The sequence below is a fragment of the Mycobacterium sp. NGS50 genome, assembly GCF_059812545.1.
The window spans coordinates 46,975-62,612 of sequence record NZ_JCALCW010000023.1; the positions used below are offsets into that span (position 1 = coordinate 46,975).

A 15,638-nucleotide genomic window follows, 5' to 3' on the forward strand; every position below is an offset into this window, starting at 1 on the left:
GACACCGCCAGCGACGATGCAGAGCCACGCGATGAGGAGGAGCGGCGGCCATGACTGAGCCCACCGACCTGACGGCGCTGCAGTTGGTCGCCGCGTATACCTCCGGGGAGTTGTCTCCGGTCGAGGCCACGGCGGCCGCGCTGTCGGTCATCGCCGAAAACGACGCCGACATCAACGCGTTCTGCCTGGTTGACGAGGACGCTGCACTGGCGCAGGCCCGCAAGTCCGAGGCCCGCTGGGCGGGCAACTACACCAAGGGGCTGCTGGACGGGGTCCCGATCGCCATCAAAGACGTGTTCCGCACCCAGGGCTGGCCCACGCTGCGCGGATCCCGGCTGACCGACCCGGACGGCCCCTGGCCGGAAGACAGCCCGGCGGTGGACCAGGTACGCCGCGACGGCATGGTGATACTCGGCAAGACCACCACCCCGGAGTTGGCGTGGAAAGGGGTCACCGACAGCCCGCTGTGCGGGGTCACCCGCAACCCGCTGGACCCGACTCGCACCGCGGGCGGGTCATCGGGCGGCAGTGCGGCGGCGGTGGCCGCCGGCATGGCGCCGCTGTCCGTCGGCACCGACGGCGGCGGCAGCATCCGGATCCCGGCGGCGTTTTGCGGCGTGGTCGGCTTCAAACCCACCCACGGCCGGGTGCCGATGTACCCGATCAGCCCGTTCGGGCCGCTGGCCCACGCCGGACCGATCAGCCGCACCGTCGAGGACACCGCGATGCTGATGGACATCATCGCGCTGCCCTCGCACCGCGACCCGACGTCGCTGCCGGCGACCCTGGCCACCTATCGCAGCGAAATCCACCGCGACGTCATCGGATTGGACATCGCCTACTCGCCGACGCTGGGCTATGCGAACGTCGACCCGCAGATCGCCGAGGCGGTCAGCGCGGCGGTCGGCGTGCTGGCCGAGGCCGGCTTGAACGTCGTGCAGGCCGATCCCGGGTTCAGCGATCCGATCGACGCCTTCGAAACGCTGTGGGCGACCGGCGCGGCGGGCAGCCTGCGGCATTACGGGGATGCGGCCCGCAACCTGGTCGACCCGGGTCTGCTCGCGGCATGGGACCGGGGACTGACGGTGTCTGCGGTGGACTATCTCGACGCCCGGCAGGCGTGCATCGACCTCGGGGTGACCATGGGCGAGTTTCACGAGACACACAACCTGTTGATCACCCCCACCACGCCCATCGCTGCGTTCGCCGCGGGCCACGACGTGCCGGAGGGATCGGAGATGCGCTGGTGGGCGCAGTGGACGCCGTTCACCTACCCGTTCAACATGACCCAGCAGCCAGCTCTGAGCATTCCGATCGGCACCACTGCCGAGGGGTTACCGATCGGAATGCAGATCGTCGGCCCCCGACACAGCGACGACCTGGTGCTGGCGGTGGGCCGGTTCGCCGAGCAGGCGCTGAGCTGACGGGGCGACCCTTTCCCGCGAGCGTGCACAGAATGCCAGTTGTGCGGCGTCGCGGCGTACAACTACGCACGCTCGCGGCAACAGGTCAGGCGCGGGCGAAGGCGAGTTGCTCGCCGACTGCGCCGGCCATCCACAGGTCGTTGCAGGCCGCGGCCATCTCGGCCAGGCCGTCCTCGATGGTGGCGAACACATTGCCGGGAACCCAGCCGATATCACCGTTGAGCAGCAGGTTGTTGCGTCCGTAGAAGATCGCCAGGTCGGTGGCGCCCTGCGGGGAGTGCGCCTCGGAACCCTCGTCGTAGCCGTAGGCGGGGTTGCCGATCTCGGCGGCGTCGAAGCCGAAGAAACACACGTCGCCCGGGATGGGGGTGACGGTGCAGTTTTCCCGACCGGGCGCGCCCAGCGGCGGCAGCAGGGTGTAGACCTCGTTACGCGCGTATTTGCCGTGATAGGCCTGGCCGGCGACCGGCATCGCGTCCCACACCAGCGCGCAGGTGCGCGGTGCCGCGTCGTCAAGCAGCCGTGCCCGACACGACACGTCGCGTTTGGTCAGGGTTATCGAGATGTAGCGCGCCACGTCCGCCCCTCCATTGTCAATTGTCGACAATTCACCAGGATAGTTGGTGAACAGCCGGACCTAGCCATAGCCAGCGCCGCCGCGATCTGGATACCCTCGGGCGGGGCTATCCCGACAAGAAGGCCCCTTTCCGATCCGATTCGAGAGGAACCACCATGCGCAAGGGAACGAAACGGGCAGCTGCGATATCCGCGGCGGTCCTCGGTGTCGCGCTCGTAGGCACGGGGTGTGAGTCCACCAAGGAAAAGGGCAACGAGGTACTGAGTTCAGCGAGTTCGGCTGCCTCACAAGCATCGTCGGCGGTGTCGTCGGCCATCAACGAACCAAGTGAGAGCGCAGCTCCCAGCACCACCCAGATGGCCGGCAAGGACGGCAAGGAATACAACGTTTCCGGCCCCATCCTGGAGAAGTACAACTCCCTGGACCAGGCGCACAAGGACGATCTCGGCGAGCCCAAGGGTGAGATGAAGGAAACCCCCGACGGCGGCCACTACCAGGAGTTCGAGGGCGGCGTGATCATCCACAAGACCGCGTCATATGTGGTGTGGGGTGCGATCCGGGACAAGTGGAACGAGTTGGGCGGCTCGCAGGGCGAGCTGGGCTACCCGACCAGCGACGAGACCGACACCGCCGATGGCGGCAAGCAGTCCACCTTCGAGCACGGCACCATCACCTGGAAGCCGGGCGGCGAGGCCGTCGTCACCAAGAGCTGACGGCGCGAGCAGACGCAGATGTGCCCATTTCGTGCCGAAAGAGGGCACATCTGCGTCTGCTCGGCATTCAGCCGATCAGCACTGCATAGCGCGGCTTGATCACCTCGTCGATGATGGCCAGTCGTTCGTCGAATGGGATGAACGCCGACTTCATCGCGTTGATAGTGAAGCGCTGCAGGTCGGCCCACCCGTAGCCGAACGTCTCGGCCAGCAGCCACATCTCCTTGCTCATGGTGGTGTCGCTCATCAGCCGGTTGTCGGTGTTGACCGTCACCCGAAAACGGCTGCGCGCCAACAGGTCGAACGGATGGCCGGCAATACTGTCCACCGCACCGGTCTGCACATTGGAGCTGGGACACATCTCGAACGGAATGCGCTTGTCCCGCACGATCGACGCCAGCCGGCCCAGTCGCAGACTGCCGTCGTCGCCCACCGCGATGTCGTCGACGATACGCACCCCGTGCCCGAGCCGGTCCGCACCGCAGAACCCGATCGCCTCCTGGATCGACGGCAGTCCGAAGGCCTCACCGGCATGAATAGTGAAGCGGGCATTGTTGTTTCGCATGTATTCGAAGGCGTCCAAATGCCGGGTCGGCGGGTAGCCGGCCTCGGCGCCGGCGATGTCGAACCCGACGACCCCCTTGTCCCGGAACCGGATTGCCAGCTCCGCGATCTCCCGCGACAGCGCGGCATGGCGCATCGCGGTGACCAGGCAGCGCACCGTGATCGGCTGGCCCGCCGCGGCGGCGGCCTTCTCGCCGTCGGCGAACCCGGCCAGCACCGCTTCGACGACGGCGTCGAAGGACAGTCCGCGATCGATGTGCAGTTCGGGGGCGAATCGGACCTCGGCGTACACCACCGAGTCGGCGGCCAGGTCCGCGACGCACTCGTAGGCCACCCGGTGCAGCGCCTCGGGGGTCTGCATCACCGCCACGGTGTGGCTGAACGGCTCCAGATACCGTTCCAGCGATCCGCTGTGGGACCGGGTGCGAAACCAGGTCGCCAAGTCTTCGACGTTGCTGGCGGGCAGCTCGTCGTAGCCGATCTGGCCGGCGATCTCGAGCACGGTGGCCGGCCGCAGCCCGCCGTCGAGGTGGTCGTGCAGCAGCGCCTTGGGGGCCTGACCGATCGCGTCCTGCGTCATCGAAGTCTTCATGTCTCGATCCGATCGATGATCAACGGGCGGTGGGGCGGTGCGGTGTCGCCGATGTTCCAGCCGCCGTCGAGCTCGGCGAGCGCGGCGGTGAACCGGTCGGCGGTGTCGGTGTAGAGGGTGAACAACGTCTCCCCGGCGGTGACCGGTTCGCCGGGGCGTCGGTGGATGCGGATCCCGGCGCCGGGCTGCACCGTGTCACCGGGGCGGGACCGGCCCGCTCCGAGCCGCCACACCGTGCGCCCCACAGCCATCGCGTCGATGTCTGCCATTGTGCCGTTCCGCGGCGCGCTGATCGTCTCCGAACACGCCGCGGTCGGCAACGGCACCGACAGGTCACCGCCCTGGGCGGCGATCAGCGCCCGGAATCGGTCCATCGCGGTGCCATCGGATAGGGCTGCCGCCGGATCACGCTGGTCCAGCCCGGCGCCGGCCAGCATCTCGGTGGCCAGGGCCAGGGTCAGCTCCACCACGTCGGGCGGTCCGCCGCCGGCCAGCACGTCCAACGCCTCGGCCACCTCCAGGGCGTTGCCGGCGGTGGCGCCCAACGGGGTGTTCATGTCGGTGAGCAGCGCCCGGGTGCGCACCCCGGCCGCTGCGCCCAGGTCCACCATTACCTGTGCCAGCTGGCGGCCGGCGTCCTGCGACGTCATGAACGCCCCGGAGCCGATCTTGACGTCCAGCACCAGTGCGCCGGCGCCCTCGGCCAGCTTCTTGCTCATCACCGAGCTGGCGATCAGTGGCAGCGACTCGACGGTGGCGGTGACGTCACGCAACGCGTACAGCTTGGCGTCGGCAGGTGCCAGCTGACCGGCGGCGAAGATGGCCGCGCCGACCTCACGAAGCTGGTCGGCCACCTGCTGGTTGGTCAGCCGGGCGCTGAACCCGGCGATGGATTCCAACTTGTCCAGGGTGCCGCCGGTGTGGCCGAGTCCGCGTCCGGACGCCTGCGGCACCGCGGCCCCGCACGCGGCGACGACGGCGACCAGCGGCAGGGTGATCTTGTCGCCGACCCCGCCGGTGGAGTGCTTGTCCACGGTGGGCAGCCGCACACCGTCGCGCCGCAGATCAGAGAAGTCCAGCCGGTCCCCGGAGGCGATCATCGCCGCCGTCCACCGCGCCGTCTCCGCGGGATCCATCCCGCGCAGGTAGATCGCCATCAGCAGGGCCGACATCTGCTCGTCGGCGACCCGTCCGTCGGTATAGGCCGCGATCACCCAGTCGATCGCGGCGTCGCACAACCGCCCCCCGTCCCGCTTGGTGCGGATCACGGTCGGCGCATCGAAGGGGCTCACGGACGGGCCAGGTCTGCCGGTCCGAAGGCGTCGGGCAGCAGCGCCTCGAGCCGGCGCGGCCCGTCCGGATGGTCGATCAACAGCCCGGGCCCGCCGTGCTCCAGCAACACCTGCCGACACCGTCCGCACGGCATCAGCAGGGCCCCTGCGGCGTCGACGCACGCCAGCGCCACCAGCCGGCCCCCGCCGGACGCGTGCAGGGCGCACACCACACCGCATTCGGCGCAGAGACCCAGGCCATATGAGACATTTTCCACATTGCAGCCGGTGACTACCCGGCCGTCGTCGACCAAGGCTGCCGCCCCGACCCGGAACCGCGAGTACGGCGCGTACCCGTGGCCCGCGACCGCGATTGCCCTGCTACGCAGCATGTTCCAGTCAACGACACCACTCATGTCAGCGGCCTCCGGCTTGGTTCGAGCACATCGCAAGCACCCCGTTCACCCGTCGGACACTGTTATAGGCCACCCTAACTTCGCAGGCTGGAGCGCGTCGTTGACTGTCGGGTAACTTCGTTCGTCACCCTAATTGGGTTTAGAGTCCACCCGACGGTTCTAAGCGATGGCGTTGCGTAGCGACCGCAAGCGCGGCGAAGCCGGGTGCAGCGGGTCACTACCGATATTGGAGGCCTGATGACGGCGACGACATCTTCGGCAACCCGGGTACGGCGCACCTTGTACCGCGGAGATCCGGGCATGTGGGCGTGGGTGCTGCACCGCATCACCGGTGCGACCATTTTCTTCTTCCTGTTCGTGCACGTGCTCGACACTGCACTGGTACGGGTCAGCCCGCAGGCCTACAGCGAGGTGATCGACACCTATAAGACGGTGCCGGTCGGATTGATGGAACTCGGGCTGGTCGCCGCGGTGCTCTACCACGCCCTCAACGGCATCCGGGTGATTCTGATCGACTTCTGGTGGCAGGGTGCCCGCTACCAGCGACTGATGCTGTGGGCGATCGGGATCATCTGGCTGCTGGTCATCGTCCCGGCCACCGTCGTGGTCGGCATTCACATGATGGAGCACTTCCGATGAGCGCCCCCGATCTGCAGCTCGGCCGCGGGCAGGTCGCCCCGGTCCGCCAGTACAGCCCCGACCGCCCGGCCAGCCTGGGCAGCCCGCGCGCCCCGCACCGCCACTCCGGTATGCCCAACTTCGAGAAGTACGCGTGGCTGTTCATGCGGTTCTCCGGCATCGTGCTGGTATTCCTGGCGCTCGGGCACCTGTTCGTGATGCTGATGTGGGAAAACGGGGTCTACCGCATCGACTTCACCTACGTGGCGCACCGATGGCACTCCCCGTTCTGGCAGACCTGGGATCTGCTGCTGTTGTGGCTGGCGCAGCTGCACGGCGGCAACGGGATGCGCACCATCATCGGTGACTACACCCGCAAAGACTCCACCAAGTTCTGGCTGAATGCCCTACTGGCGGTGTCGATGCTGTTCACGCTGGTCCTGGGTACCTACGTGCTGGTGACCTTCGACCCCAACATCTCCTAAGAGGGGGATTCTCAGATGCAGGTGATGACGCGGTGATTCAGCAACACCGATACGACGTGGTGATCGTCGGCGCCGGCGGGGCCGGGATGCGGGCAGCGGTGGAATCCGCGCCGCGCGCCCGCACCGCGGTGCTGACCAAGCTGTACCCGACCCGCAGCCACACCGGCGCCGCCCAGGGCGGGATGTGCGCGGCGCTGGCCAACGTCGAGGACGACAACTGGGAATGGCACACCTTCGACACCGTCAAGGGCGGCGACTACCTCGCTGACCAGGACGCCGTGGAGATCATGGCCAAGGAAGCCATCGACGCGGTGCTCGACCTGGAAAAGATGGGGATGCCGTTCAACCGCACCCCCGAGGGCCGCATCGACCAGCGCCGATTCGGCGGCCACACCCGCGACCACGGCAAGGCTCCGGTGCGCCGGGCCTGTTACGCCGCCGACCGCACCGGCCACATGATCCTGCAGACGCTGTATCAGAACTGCGTCAAGCACGGCGTGGAGTTCTTCAACGAGTTCTATGTGCTGGACCTCGTGCTCACCGAGACCCCCACCGGTCCGGTGGCCACCGGCGTCGTCGCCTATGAATTGGCGACCGGCGAGATCCACGTCTTCCACGCCAAGGCCATCGTGTTCGCCACCGGCGGCTCGGGCCGGATGTACAAGACCACCTCCAACGCGCACACCCTGACCGGCGACGGCATGGGCGTGGTGTTCCGCAAGGGACTTCCGTTGGAGGACATGGAGTTTCACCAGTTCCACCCGACCGGCCTGGCCGGCCTGGGCATCCTGATCTCCGAAGCCGTGCGTGGTGAGGGCGGCCGGCTGCTCAACGCCGACGGCGAACGGTTCATGGAGCGCTACGCCCCGACCATCGTCGACCTGGCGCCGCGCGACATCGTGGCGCGCTCCATGGTGCTCGAGGTGCTCGAGGGCCGCGGCGCGGGTCCCAACAAGGACTACGTCTACATCGACGTGCGCCACCTGGGCGAGGACGTGCTGGAAGCCAAGCTGCCCGACATCACCGAGTTCGCCCGCACCTACCTGGGTGTGGACCCGGTCAAGGAGCTGGTGCCGGTCTACCCGACCTGCCACTACGTGATGGGCGGCATCCCGACCACGGTCACCGGGCAGGTGCTGCGGGACAACACCAACACCGTGCCGGGGCTGTACGCGGCCGGTGAATGCGCCTGCGTCTCGGTGCACGGCGCCAACCGGCTGGGCACCAACTCGCTGCTGGACATCAACGTGTTCGGTCGTCGGGCCGGGATCGCCGCCGCCGAGTACGCCCTGGAGCACGATTTCGTCGAGATGCCGTCGGACCCCGCGGACATGGTGGTCGGGTGGGTCGCCGACATCCTCTCCGAACACGGCAACGAACGCGTCGCCGACATCCGTGGCACGTTGCAGCAGTCGATGGACAACAATGCCGCGGTGTTCCGCACCGAGGAGACGTTGAAGCAGGCGCTGACGGACATTCACGCGCTCAAGGAGCGATATGCCCGAATCACCGTGCACGACAAGGGGAAACGCTTCAACTCCGATCTGCTGGAAGCCATCGAGCTGGGCTTCTTGCTGGAGCTGGCGGAAGTCACCGTGGTCGGCGCGTTGAACCGCAAGGAGTCGCGCGGCGGGCACGCCCGCGAGGACTATCCCAACCGCGACGACGTCAACTACATGCGCCACACCATGGCCTACAAGGAGGGCAGCGAGTTGCTGTCCGACATCCGGCTGGACTTCAAGCCGGTGGTGCAGACCCGCTACGAGCCCAAGGAGCGGAAGTACTGATGACCGAGGTTATCGAGACCGCAGAGGCCGGGGATCCGCCGTTGCCGCCGGTGCCCGACGGCGCGGTGATGGTCACGTGCAAGATCGCCCGGTTCAACCCGGAGAATCCCGACGCCGCCGGGTTCCAGAGCTTCCGGGTGCCGTGTCTGCCCAGCGACCGGCTGCTGAACCTGCTGATCTACGTCAAGAGCTACCTGGACGGCACCCTGACGTTCCGTCGGTCCTGTGCGCACGGGGTGTGCGGCTCGGACGCCATGCGGATCAACGGGCAGAACCGGCTGGCCTGCAAGGTGCTGATGCGCGACCTGCTTCCGAAGAAGCCCACCAAGGACCTGACGTTGACCATCGAACCGATCCGCGGGCTGCCCGTGGAAAAGGACCTGGTGGTCGACATGGAGCCGTTCTTCGACGCCTACCGCGCGATCAAGCCGTTCCTGATGACCACCGGCAACCCGCCGACCCGGGAACGCATCCAGAGCCAGACCGACCGGGCCCGCTTCGACGACACCACCAAGTGCATCCTGTGCGCCTGCTGCACCACGAGTTGTCCGGTGTACTGGAGCGAGGGCAGCTACTTCGGTCCGGCGGCGATCGTCAACGCGCACCGGTTCATCTTCGACAGCCGCGACGAAGGCGCCGCTGAGCGCCTGGACATCCTCAACGAGGTGGACGGGGTGTGGCGCTGCCGCACCACGTTCAACTGCACCGAGGCCTGCCCACGCGGTATCGAGGTCACCAAGGCGATCCAGGAGGTCAAGCGCGCGCTGATGTTTGCGCGCTGATCCCCGGCCCCCCTTGGCCGCTTGGCCACGAGCGTGCACACAATGCCGCTTTTCCTGGCATTTTGGCGTACATTTGCGCACCCTCGCGGCTTAGCCACCGAGCAACCGTCGGGGTAACGAGTAACCGGGGCTGTCACACTTTGTCCGGCGTTCTCGTCTAGTGGATATGACCACGAAACCTCGCATCGAACCCCTGCCCCCCAAGCGCGCGAACTGGCTGACCCGCGCCATGTACCGCTACGCCAAGCGTCGCTTCGGCGAGGTGCCCGAACCGTTCACCGTCGCCGCACACCACCCGCGCCTGCTGGTGGCCAACGCCGTACACGAGATGCTGCTGCAGTCGGGTTCCCGCAAACTGCCCGCCGGGCCGCGGGATCTGGCCGTGTTCTGGACCGCCCGCACTGTCGGCTGCTCGTGGTGTGTGGACTTCGGATCCATGCTGCAACGCCTGGAAGGCATGGATATCGAGCGGTTGAAGGACATCGACAACTATGCGACGTCACCGCGTTACAGCGACGACGAGCGTGCCGCCATCGCCTACGCCGACGCCATGACCACCGACCCGCACAGCGTCACCGACGAACAGGTCGCCGATCTGCGGACCCGCTTCGGCGATGCGGGTGTGATCGAGCTCAGCTATCAGGTCGGCGTGGAGAACATGCGTTCGCGGATGTACTGCGCGCTGGGGATCACCGAGCAGGGCTTCAACTCCGGGGATGCGTGCCGGGTGCCGTGGGCGTAGCGGCGTAGCGGGTCGCCGCCGGAGGCCGCAAACGTGATAGAACACGTTACAAAACAGCGACCCGCAGCACGGCGGATTCCCCCGGCCACCCAATGCTGCCTGGCCCGATAGGAATCGCCGTGCACTGGTACACCGGCAACACCGTCTATGACACCGTGCTGACCGCCGCGTTCGCGTTCGCGGCGTTCGTCATCATCGGCGGGTTCTTCGCGCAGAGCTCCTACGGCCGCTTCTCCTCGACGAAACTCGGATTCAACCTGAACCCGAAACTCGGCTGGTGGCTGATGGAGATCCCGGCGACAGTGGTGTTCTTGATCTGCTACCTGAGCGGGCCGGCCCGATTCGAACCGACGTCGCTGGTGCTGGCCGGCGTCTGGGCGCTGCACTACGCCAACCGCGGCTGGTTCTTCCCGCTGGCGATCCGACAGGTGCCGGGCAAGCGCAGCACCTTCAACTTCTCGGTCGTCGCGATGGGCATGCTGGTGACGTCCATGCACGGGTACCTCAACGGGATGCTGTTCAGCCACGACTACTTCGGGCAGTACACCACCGCCTGGCTGACCGACCCCCGGTTCCTGGCCGGCCTGGTGATCTACCTGTGCGGGTTCGCGTTGCTGGTCAACTCGGAGTCCATCGTGCGCAACCTGCGCGACAAGAACAATCCCGGTGCCGCCGAGTACCGCATCCCGTTCGGCGGCGGCTTCCGCTTCGTTACCAGCCCGGCCTATCTGGGTGAGCTGGTCGCCTGGTCGGGCTTCGCCGTGCTGACCTGGGCACTGCCCGGCGTCGTCATCCTGCTGATCACCGCCGGCAACCTGGTGCCCCGGGCGATCGGCACCCACACCTGGTATCGGGAGAAGTTCGCGGACTACCCAACCGACCGCAAGGCACTGCTGCCCTACATGTTCTGACGCAGCGGCGAGCCGCTGAACTTGTCCGGGTTGGCGACATCCCAGACCGCGCACACCCGACCGTCGCGCACCGTCATCGCGGTGATGCGCGGCATCATCGGCGCAAAACCGTCGCCGCCCGGCGCACCCGGCGTGTACGCACCCAGCTCGCCGTTGATCAGCGCCAGCTGATTCGACGTGACCATGCCCGGGCCGTAGCGCCGAGCCAGGCCGAACAGGAACCGGGCCACCTTGTCGGCGCCGCGGATGACCTGCGCCGCGGTCGGTGCTCGGCGGTTGGAGTCGCCGGTGAAGGTCACGTCCGGGTGCAGCAGCTCCACCACTGCGGCCATGTCGCCCTCGGCCATCGCCGCCATCAGTCGCCCGACCACCTCGGCGTGGGCGGGGTCCGCGGCGGGTGCCGGATCGGCGGCCACCGTGCGCCGGGCCCGCGAGGCCAACTGACGGGCAGCGGCTTCGCTGACCCCGAGCACCCCCGCCACCTCGGCGAACGGCAGCGCGAACCCGTCGTGCAGGACGAACGCCACCCGCTGATCGGGGTTGAGCCGTTCCAGCACCACCATCGCCGCGAACCGGGCGTCCTCGCCGGCCACCACCGCTGACAGCGGGTCGGCATCGTCGAATCCGGTCACCACCGGTTCGGGAAGCCATTGGCCGACGTAGGTTTCGCGACGGTGTGCGGCCGAACGCAGCCGGTCCAGACCCAGCCGGCTGACCACCGTCGTCAACCACGCACGCAGATCGGCGATGTCGTCGCGGTCCGCGGAGTCCCAGCGCAGCCAGGCGTCCTGCACGATGTCTTCGGCGTCGGCGAACGTGCCGGTCAGCCGGTAGGCCACCGACAGCAGTTGTGGGCGCAGCTCCTCGAATTCGGAGACCTGCATCGAGGTCATGACCCCACAGTAGTGGTGGCCTGGCGGCCCCAAGCGCGGCCGATCCGGCGCCCGAGGCGGGCACGACCTTAGAGTCAACGGCATGGGTCCCAAGCCGCGCATCCACCCGGTCCGCTGGCAGCCCCCGCCATCACGGGCGCTGCCGCCACCAGATCCCACCCCGGAACTGAGCGTCGTCGAGATTCCCGGCACCGCCCCCGAAGACGTCGTCGCCGACGACGACGGCACCATCTGGACCGGGGTCGAGGACGGGCGCATCATCGCGGTCCGCCCCGACGGCACCGCACCGCGGGTGGTGGCCGACACCGGCGGGCGACCGCTGGGGCTGGCATTCACCCACGACGGCAGGCTGCTGATCTGCGACAGTCACCGCGGGCTGCTGCGCTACGACCCGAAAACCACGCAATTGGAGACCCTCGTCAGCGAGGTGGCCGGCCGACCGTTGACGTTCTGTTCCAACGCCGTCGAATCCTCCGACGGCACCATCTATTTCACCGAGTCCACCGACCGGTTTCGCTACGAGCACTACAAAGCCGCGGTGATCGAGGGCCGCGGCGGGGGATCACTGATGCAGCGCAGCCCCGACGGCCAGGTGAGCGTGCTGGCGTCGGGTCTGCACTTCGCCAACGGCGTCACCTTGACCGCCGACGAATCGGCGGTGGTCTTCGCCGAGAGCACCGGTCGCCGCCTTGCCAAATACTGGCTGTCCGGACCCCAGCGCGGCACGATCACCCCGCTGGCCAGCGAGCTGCCCGGCCATCCCGACAACATCTCCACCGGGCGCGACGGCCGGATCTGGGTGGCGATGGTGTCAGAGCGCAACGCGCTGTCCGACTGGCTGAGTCCGCGGGCACCCGTGCTGCGCAGCCTGCTGTGGCGGCTGCTGCCCTACCGCTGGATGCCGGACCCGGTGTCGGTGGTGTGGGTGATCGGATTCGACGCCGACGACGGCCGGGTGCTCAGCCAGTTCCGCAGCACCGATGCGCGGTTCGGCCTGGCCACCGGCGTGGTCGAGGCCGACGATCGGCTGTGGCTGGGCCGCATCGGCGGTCCGGGACTCGCCTATTTCGATCTCGGCGGCACGCGATAGCCGTTTCGCCGAACGCGTACTCAGACCGACAATCGGGCCGATCTTGTGCCCTGAGTGCACGTTCGGCGTGAAGCCCTCGATTCGTTCATAACTTCCGCCCCATCAGTCACGCGTGACACAGCGTGGCTCCCCGGCCTCCGGCTGCCGATTGGCTAGTCTGCACAGACGATGCCCCTCCTACGTTCTGCGTCGTGTCTTGCTGCGGCGGTGTTCCTGCTCGGTGCGCCGGTCGCCGCGACAGCCAGCGCCGAACCGGGCGCCGGCCCCAACAGCATCCTGGAACCCTGCCCCTACAAGGTCGTCACACCGCCGGCCGTCGACTCCTCGGAGGTGCCGACGGCCGGTGACCCGCCCGCGCCGCTGCCGGTGCCGGCCACCCCGGTCGGCGGGTCGGCGCTGGGCGGCTGCGGAATCGTCACCGCCGACGGCACTCCCCCGGTGCCCGACGACATCTCCGCGGAGGCGTGGCTGGTCGCCGACCTGGACAGCGGCGCGGTGATCGCCGCCCGCGATCCGCACGGCCGACACCGACCGGCCAGCATCATCAAGGTGCTGGTGGCGATGGCGTCGATCAACGAGCTCAACCTGAACCAGGGCGTGGCCGGGACCCCGGAGGATGCGGCCGCCGAGGGCACCAAGGTGGGGGTCGCACCCGGCGGCGTCTACACCATCGACCAGCTGCTGCACGGGCTGCTGATGCACTCCGGCAACGACGCGGCCTACGCGCTGGCCACCCAGCTCGGTGGCATGCCGGCCACACTGGGCAAGATCAACACGCTGGCCGCCAAGTTGGGGGGCAGCGACACCCGCGCCGCCACCCCGTCCGGCCTGGACGGACCCGGGATGAGCACGTCGGCCTACGACATCGGACTGTTCTACCGCTACGCCTGGAACAACCCGACGTTCGCCGGCATCGTGGCGACCCGCACGTTCGACTTCCCCGGCCACGGCGAGGCCCCCGGCTACGAGCTGGAAAACGACAACCAGCTGCTCTACCACTATCCCGGCGCCATGGGCGGCAAGACCGGATACACCGACGATGCCGGGCAGACGTTCGTCGGTGCGGCCAACCACGACGGGCGTCGCCTGGTTGCGGTGCTGTTGCACGGCAGCCGGCTACCGATCCCGCCGTGGCAACAGGCCGCCCACCTGCTGGACTATGGCTTCGCCACCGCACCTGGCACCCGGGTCGGCACGCTGATCGAACCCGACCCGTCGTTGCTGCCCCGAGCCGCCGAGCCCGTCGACGTCGCGGCCGCCGGCGCACTGGCCGCCGATTCGCTGCCGGTGCGGGTGGGGGTGGCCGTCATCGGAACGATCGTCGTATTCACCCTGATGATGGTGGCGCGCTCGATGAATCGCCGCCCGCAGCAATGAGTTACGACACCCCGGCACCGTAGGCGTTCGCGAGGTCCTGCGACGTCGCCCACCGACTGTAGGTCGGCTGCTGCGGCCAGCCCGGCGGCGAGTCCTGCCACACTTCTTGGCGCCCGTAGGGCAGCACGTCGATCAGCGCGAACGTATGGCCCAGTTGCTCCACACCGCGGCCGTTGGTGTGCCAGGTGCGGTACACGGTGTCGCCGTCGCGCAGGAACACGTTGAGCGCGAAGCCGCCACCGGGCGGGGCGTCGACATCGCTGCCGAACGGGCTGTCCGCCGTCGAATACCAGGGCATGGTGTTGCCGACCCGCCGGCGGTAGTCCAGCGCCTCGTCGATTGCACCCGGGGTGACGATCACGAATCGCGCGTCGTAGCTGTCCAGAAACTCCAGCCGGGTGAATTGCGACGAGTAGCCGGTGCAGCCGGGACACTGCCATTCGGCGCCCGGTGACCACATGTGGTGATAGGTGATCAGCTGGGACTTCCCCGCGAAGACGTCGGCCAGGCGTACCGGGCCGTCGGCTCCGACCAGGGTGTATTCCGGCAGCTCGACCATCGGAAGCCGACGGCGCTGCGCGGCGATCGCGTCCAGTTCCCGGGTGGCGGCCTTCTCGCGGGCGCGCAGTTCGTCGAGTTCCCGACGCCAACTGCCGGCGTCGACGATGGGGGGCAGCGGGGAGGTCATCACAACTCCTTGATCGATGTTCACGCCGTACACATGCTAATGTTCACACCGTACACATGAGGTGAAAGGCGGGTCAAGGGTGCTGGACACGACGCGGCGCAGCTATCACCACGGCGATCTGGCCGCCGCGCTGGTGGCGGCGGGTCTGGACGTGACCCGCACCGGCGGGCCCGACGCGCTGTCCCTGCGTGAGGTGACCCGCCGCGCCGGGGTCTCCCCCAACGCCGCCTACCGCCACTTCGCGGACCGCCAGGCGCTGCTGTCGGCGGTATCGGCGGCGATCCAGCAGCAGATGGCCGCGCGGATGGCGACACCGACCGCGCGGGTCGACGACCCGGTGGCAGTGCTGCGGGCGGTCGGGCTGGGCTACATCGAGTTCGCGCTCGCCGAGCCGGGCTGGTTCGCGGTCGCGTTCTTCGGTGCCGATGCCGAATCACCCGAGGCGCCGGACGTGGCCGGCTCCCCGCCGTATCGCGCGCTGGTCTACGCCCTCGATGCGATGGTGGCCGCCGGCGTGCTGAGCCACGAGCAGCGGGCCGGGGCCGAATGGCCGTGCTGGTCGGCGGTGCACGGCTTCGCCGAACTGGCGCTGCGCGGCCCGCTGCGGTCCACCGGCCGCCAGGTTATCGCCCGCCACGCGGCCGGCACCGTGGATGCCATCATCGCCGGCCTCTCGGCACGCTGAACCGACCGCGGCACGAGGCGCCG

The 15,638-nt window shown here is 68.2% G+C and carries 16 protein-coding genes and 1 pseudogene; 11 read left to right on the forward strand and 6 right to left on the reverse strand.

Features of this window, described 5'->3' with window-relative positions; genetic code table 11:
• The first annotated feature begins 50 nt into the window (after positions 1 to 50).
• Positions 51 to 1,424, forward strand: coding sequence for an amidase (locus AC5Y36_RS16880; protein WP_500042080.1), 1,374 nt, complete (start codon positions 51 to 53; stop codon positions 1,422 to 1,424).
• An 85-nt stretch (positions 1,425 to 1,509) separates the two neighbouring features.
• On the opposite strand, the gene AC5Y36_RS16885 is transcribed toward AC5Y36_RS16880, so the two are convergent.
• Positions 1,510 to 2,001 carry a DUF3830 family protein gene (locus AC5Y36_RS16885; RefSeq protein ID WP_500042081.1) on the reverse strand — a complete coding sequence of 164 codons (492 nt, stop codon included), beginning with the start codon at positions 1,999 to 2,001 and terminating at the stop codon, positions 1,510 to 1,512.
• 155 nt (positions 2,002 to 2,156) lie between these two features.
• Between AC5Y36_RS16885 and AC5Y36_RS16890 the strand changes: the two genes are divergently transcribed.
• Positions 2,157 to 2,714, forward strand: coding sequence for an LGFP repeat-containing protein (locus tag AC5Y36_RS16890; RefSeq protein ID WP_500042082.1), 558 nt, complete (start codon positions 2,157 to 2,159; stop codon positions 2,712 to 2,714).
• 67 nt (positions 2,715 to 2,781) lie between these two features.
• Here AC5Y36_RS16890 and AC5Y36_RS16895 read toward each other — a convergent pair whose 3' ends face one another.
• The 3 genes from AC5Y36_RS16895 to AC5Y36_RS16905 are packed head-to-tail and all read right to left on the reverse strand — an operon-like array spanning position 2,782 to position 5,557.
• Positions 2,782 to 3,870 carry an adenosine deaminase gene (locus AC5Y36_RS16895; protein WP_500042083.1) on the reverse strand — a complete coding sequence of 363 codons (1,089 nt, stop codon included), beginning with the start codon at positions 3,868 to 3,870 and terminating at the stop codon, positions 2,782 to 2,784.
• A complete protein-coding gene (locus AC5Y36_RS16900; protein WP_500042084.1) occupies positions 3,867 to 5,162 on the reverse strand; it encodes a thymidine phosphorylase in 1,296 nt (431 codons plus the stop codon). The genes AC5Y36_RS16895 and AC5Y36_RS16900 overlap by 4 nt, the downstream gene beginning before the upstream one ends.
• The gene (locus AC5Y36_RS16905) at positions 5,159 to 5,557 is read right to left on the reverse strand and encodes a cytidine deaminase (RefSeq protein ID WP_500042085.1); all 399 of its coding nucleotides are present in this window, start codon (positions 5,555 to 5,557) and stop codon (positions 5,159 to 5,161) included. The genes AC5Y36_RS16900 and AC5Y36_RS16905 overlap by 4 nt, the downstream gene beginning before the upstream one ends.
• A 237-nt stretch (positions 5,558 to 5,794) precedes the next feature.
• Between AC5Y36_RS16905 and sdhC the strand changes: the two genes are divergently transcribed.
• The 6 genes and pseudogenes from sdhC to AC5Y36_RS16935 all read left to right on the forward strand — a co-directional run bounded on the left by sdhC (position 5,795) and on the right by AC5Y36_RS16935 (position 10,882).
• Complete coding sequence (gene sdhC, locus AC5Y36_RS16910; RefSeq protein WP_500042086.1) at positions 5,795 to 6,196, forward strand: succinate dehydrogenase, cytochrome b556 subunit; 402 nt, start codon at positions 5,795 to 5,797, stop codon at positions 6,194 to 6,196.
• Positions 6,193 to 6,660: a succinate dehydrogenase hydrophobic membrane anchor subunit gene (locus tag AC5Y36_RS16915; protein WP_500042087.1), complete on the forward strand. Its 468-nt coding sequence runs from the start codon at positions 6,193 to 6,195 to the stop codon at positions 6,658 to 6,660. Before sdhC ends, AC5Y36_RS16915 begins: the two co-directional genes overlap by 4 nt.
• Positions 6,661 to 6,692: 32 nt before the next feature.
• The gene (sdhA, locus tag AC5Y36_RS16920; protein WP_500042088.1) at positions 6,693 to 8,447 is read left to right on the forward strand and encodes a succinate dehydrogenase flavoprotein subunit; all 1,755 of its coding nucleotides are present in this window, start codon (positions 6,693 to 6,695) and stop codon (positions 8,445 to 8,447) included.
• A complete protein-coding gene (locus tag AC5Y36_RS16925) occupies positions 8,447 to 9,229 on the forward strand; it encodes a succinate dehydrogenase iron-sulfur subunit (RefSeq protein WP_500042089.1) in 783 nt (260 codons plus the stop codon). Before sdhA ends, AC5Y36_RS16925 begins: the two co-directional genes overlap by 1 nt.
• Before the next feature lie 154 nt (positions 9,230 to 9,383).
• Positions 9,384 to 9,971: pseudogene (locus AC5Y36_RS16930) on the forward strand (carboxymuconolactone decarboxylase family protein); the annotation flags it as partial.
• Between the two features lie 119 nt (positions 9,972 to 10,090).
• Positions 10,091 to 10,882: a phosphatidylethanolamine N-methyltransferase family domain-containing protein gene (locus AC5Y36_RS16935; protein ID WP_500042090.1), complete on the forward strand. Its 792-nt coding sequence runs from the start codon at positions 10,091 to 10,093 to the stop codon at positions 10,880 to 10,882.
• On the opposite strand, the gene AC5Y36_RS16940 is transcribed toward AC5Y36_RS16935, so the two are convergent.
• Positions 10,870 to 11,766, reverse strand: coding sequence for a sigma-70 family RNA polymerase sigma factor (locus AC5Y36_RS16940; protein WP_500042117.1), 897 nt, complete (start codon positions 11,764 to 11,766; stop codon positions 10,870 to 10,872). The genes AC5Y36_RS16935 and AC5Y36_RS16940 overlap by 13 nt on opposite strands.
• Before the next feature lie 91 nt (positions 11,767 to 11,857).
• Between AC5Y36_RS16940 and AC5Y36_RS16945 the strand changes: the two genes are divergently transcribed.
• Both AC5Y36_RS16945 and dacB1 read left to right on the forward strand, forming a co-directional pair.
• Positions 11,858 to 12,865, forward strand: coding sequence for an SMP-30/gluconolactonase/LRE family protein (locus AC5Y36_RS16945; protein WP_500042091.1), 1,008 nt, complete (start codon positions 11,858 to 11,860; stop codon positions 12,863 to 12,865).
• 168 nt (positions 12,866 to 13,033) lie between these two features.
• Positions 13,034 to 14,242, forward strand: coding sequence for a D-alanyl-D-alanine carboxypeptidase DacB1 (gene dacB1 / locus AC5Y36_RS16950; RefSeq protein WP_500042092.1), 1,209 nt, complete (start codon positions 13,034 to 13,036; stop codon positions 14,240 to 14,242).
• Position 14,243: 1 nt separating this feature from the next.
• Here the strand turns inward: dacB1 and AC5Y36_RS16955 are convergent, their stop codons facing one another.
• The gene (locus tag AC5Y36_RS16955) at positions 14,244 to 14,930 is read right to left on the reverse strand and encodes a DUF899 domain-containing protein (protein ID WP_500042093.1); all 687 of its coding nucleotides are present in this window, start codon (positions 14,928 to 14,930) and stop codon (positions 14,244 to 14,246) included.
• Between the two features lie 79 nt (positions 14,931 to 15,009).
• Between AC5Y36_RS16955 and AC5Y36_RS16960 the strand changes: the two genes are divergently transcribed.
• Entirely contained in the window at positions 15,010 to 15,615 is a 606-nt protein-coding gene (locus AC5Y36_RS16960; protein WP_500042094.1) for a TetR/AcrR family transcriptional regulator, read from the forward strand.
• The last annotated feature ends 23 nt before the right edge of the window (positions 15,616 to 15,638 follow it).

Bases quoted from the DNA above. Each gene is read 5' to 3' on its own strand.
- AC5Y36_RS16890 (WP_500042082.1), top strand. From the start codon at position 2,157: ATGCGCAAGGGAACGAAACGGGCAGCTGCGATATCCGCGGCGGTCCTC.
- AC5Y36_RS16905 (WP_500042085.1), bottom strand. From the start codon at position 5,557: ATGAGTGGTGTCGTTGACTGGAACATGCTGCGTAGCAGGGCAATCGCG.
- AC5Y36_RS16880 (WP_500042080.1), top strand. From the start codon at position 51: ATGACTGAGCCCACCGACCTGACGGCGCTGCAGTTGGTCGCCGCGTAT.
- sdhC (WP_500042086.1), top strand. From the start codon at position 5,795: ATGACGGCGACGACATCTTCGGCAACCCGGGTACGGCGCACCTTGTAC.
- AC5Y36_RS16940 (WP_500042117.1), bottom strand. From the start codon at position 11,766: ATGCAGGTCTCCGAATTCGAGGAGCTGCGCCCACAACTGCTGTCGGTG.
- AC5Y36_RS16945 (WP_500042091.1), top strand. From the start codon at position 11,858: ATGGGTCCCAAGCCGCGCATCCACCCGGTCCGCTGGCAGCCCCCGCCA.
- AC5Y36_RS16915 (WP_500042087.1), top strand. From the start codon at position 6,193: ATGAGCGCCCCCGATCTGCAGCTCGGCCGCGGGCAGGTCGCCCCGGTC.
- AC5Y36_RS16895 (WP_500042083.1), bottom strand. From the start codon at position 3,870: ATGAAGACTTCGATGACGCAGGACGCGATCGGTCAGGCCCCCAAGGCG.
- AC5Y36_RS16955 (WP_500042093.1), bottom strand. From the start codon at position 14,930: ATGACCTCCCCGCTGCCCCCCATCGTCGACGCCGGCAGTTGGCGTCGG.
- dacB1 (WP_500042092.1), top strand. From the start codon at position 13,034: ATGCCCCTCCTACGTTCTGCGTCGTGTCTTGCTGCGGCGGTGTTCCTG.
- AC5Y36_RS16925 (WP_500042089.1), top strand. From the start codon at position 8,447: ATGACCGAGGTTATCGAGACCGCAGAGGCCGGGGATCCGCCGTTGCCG.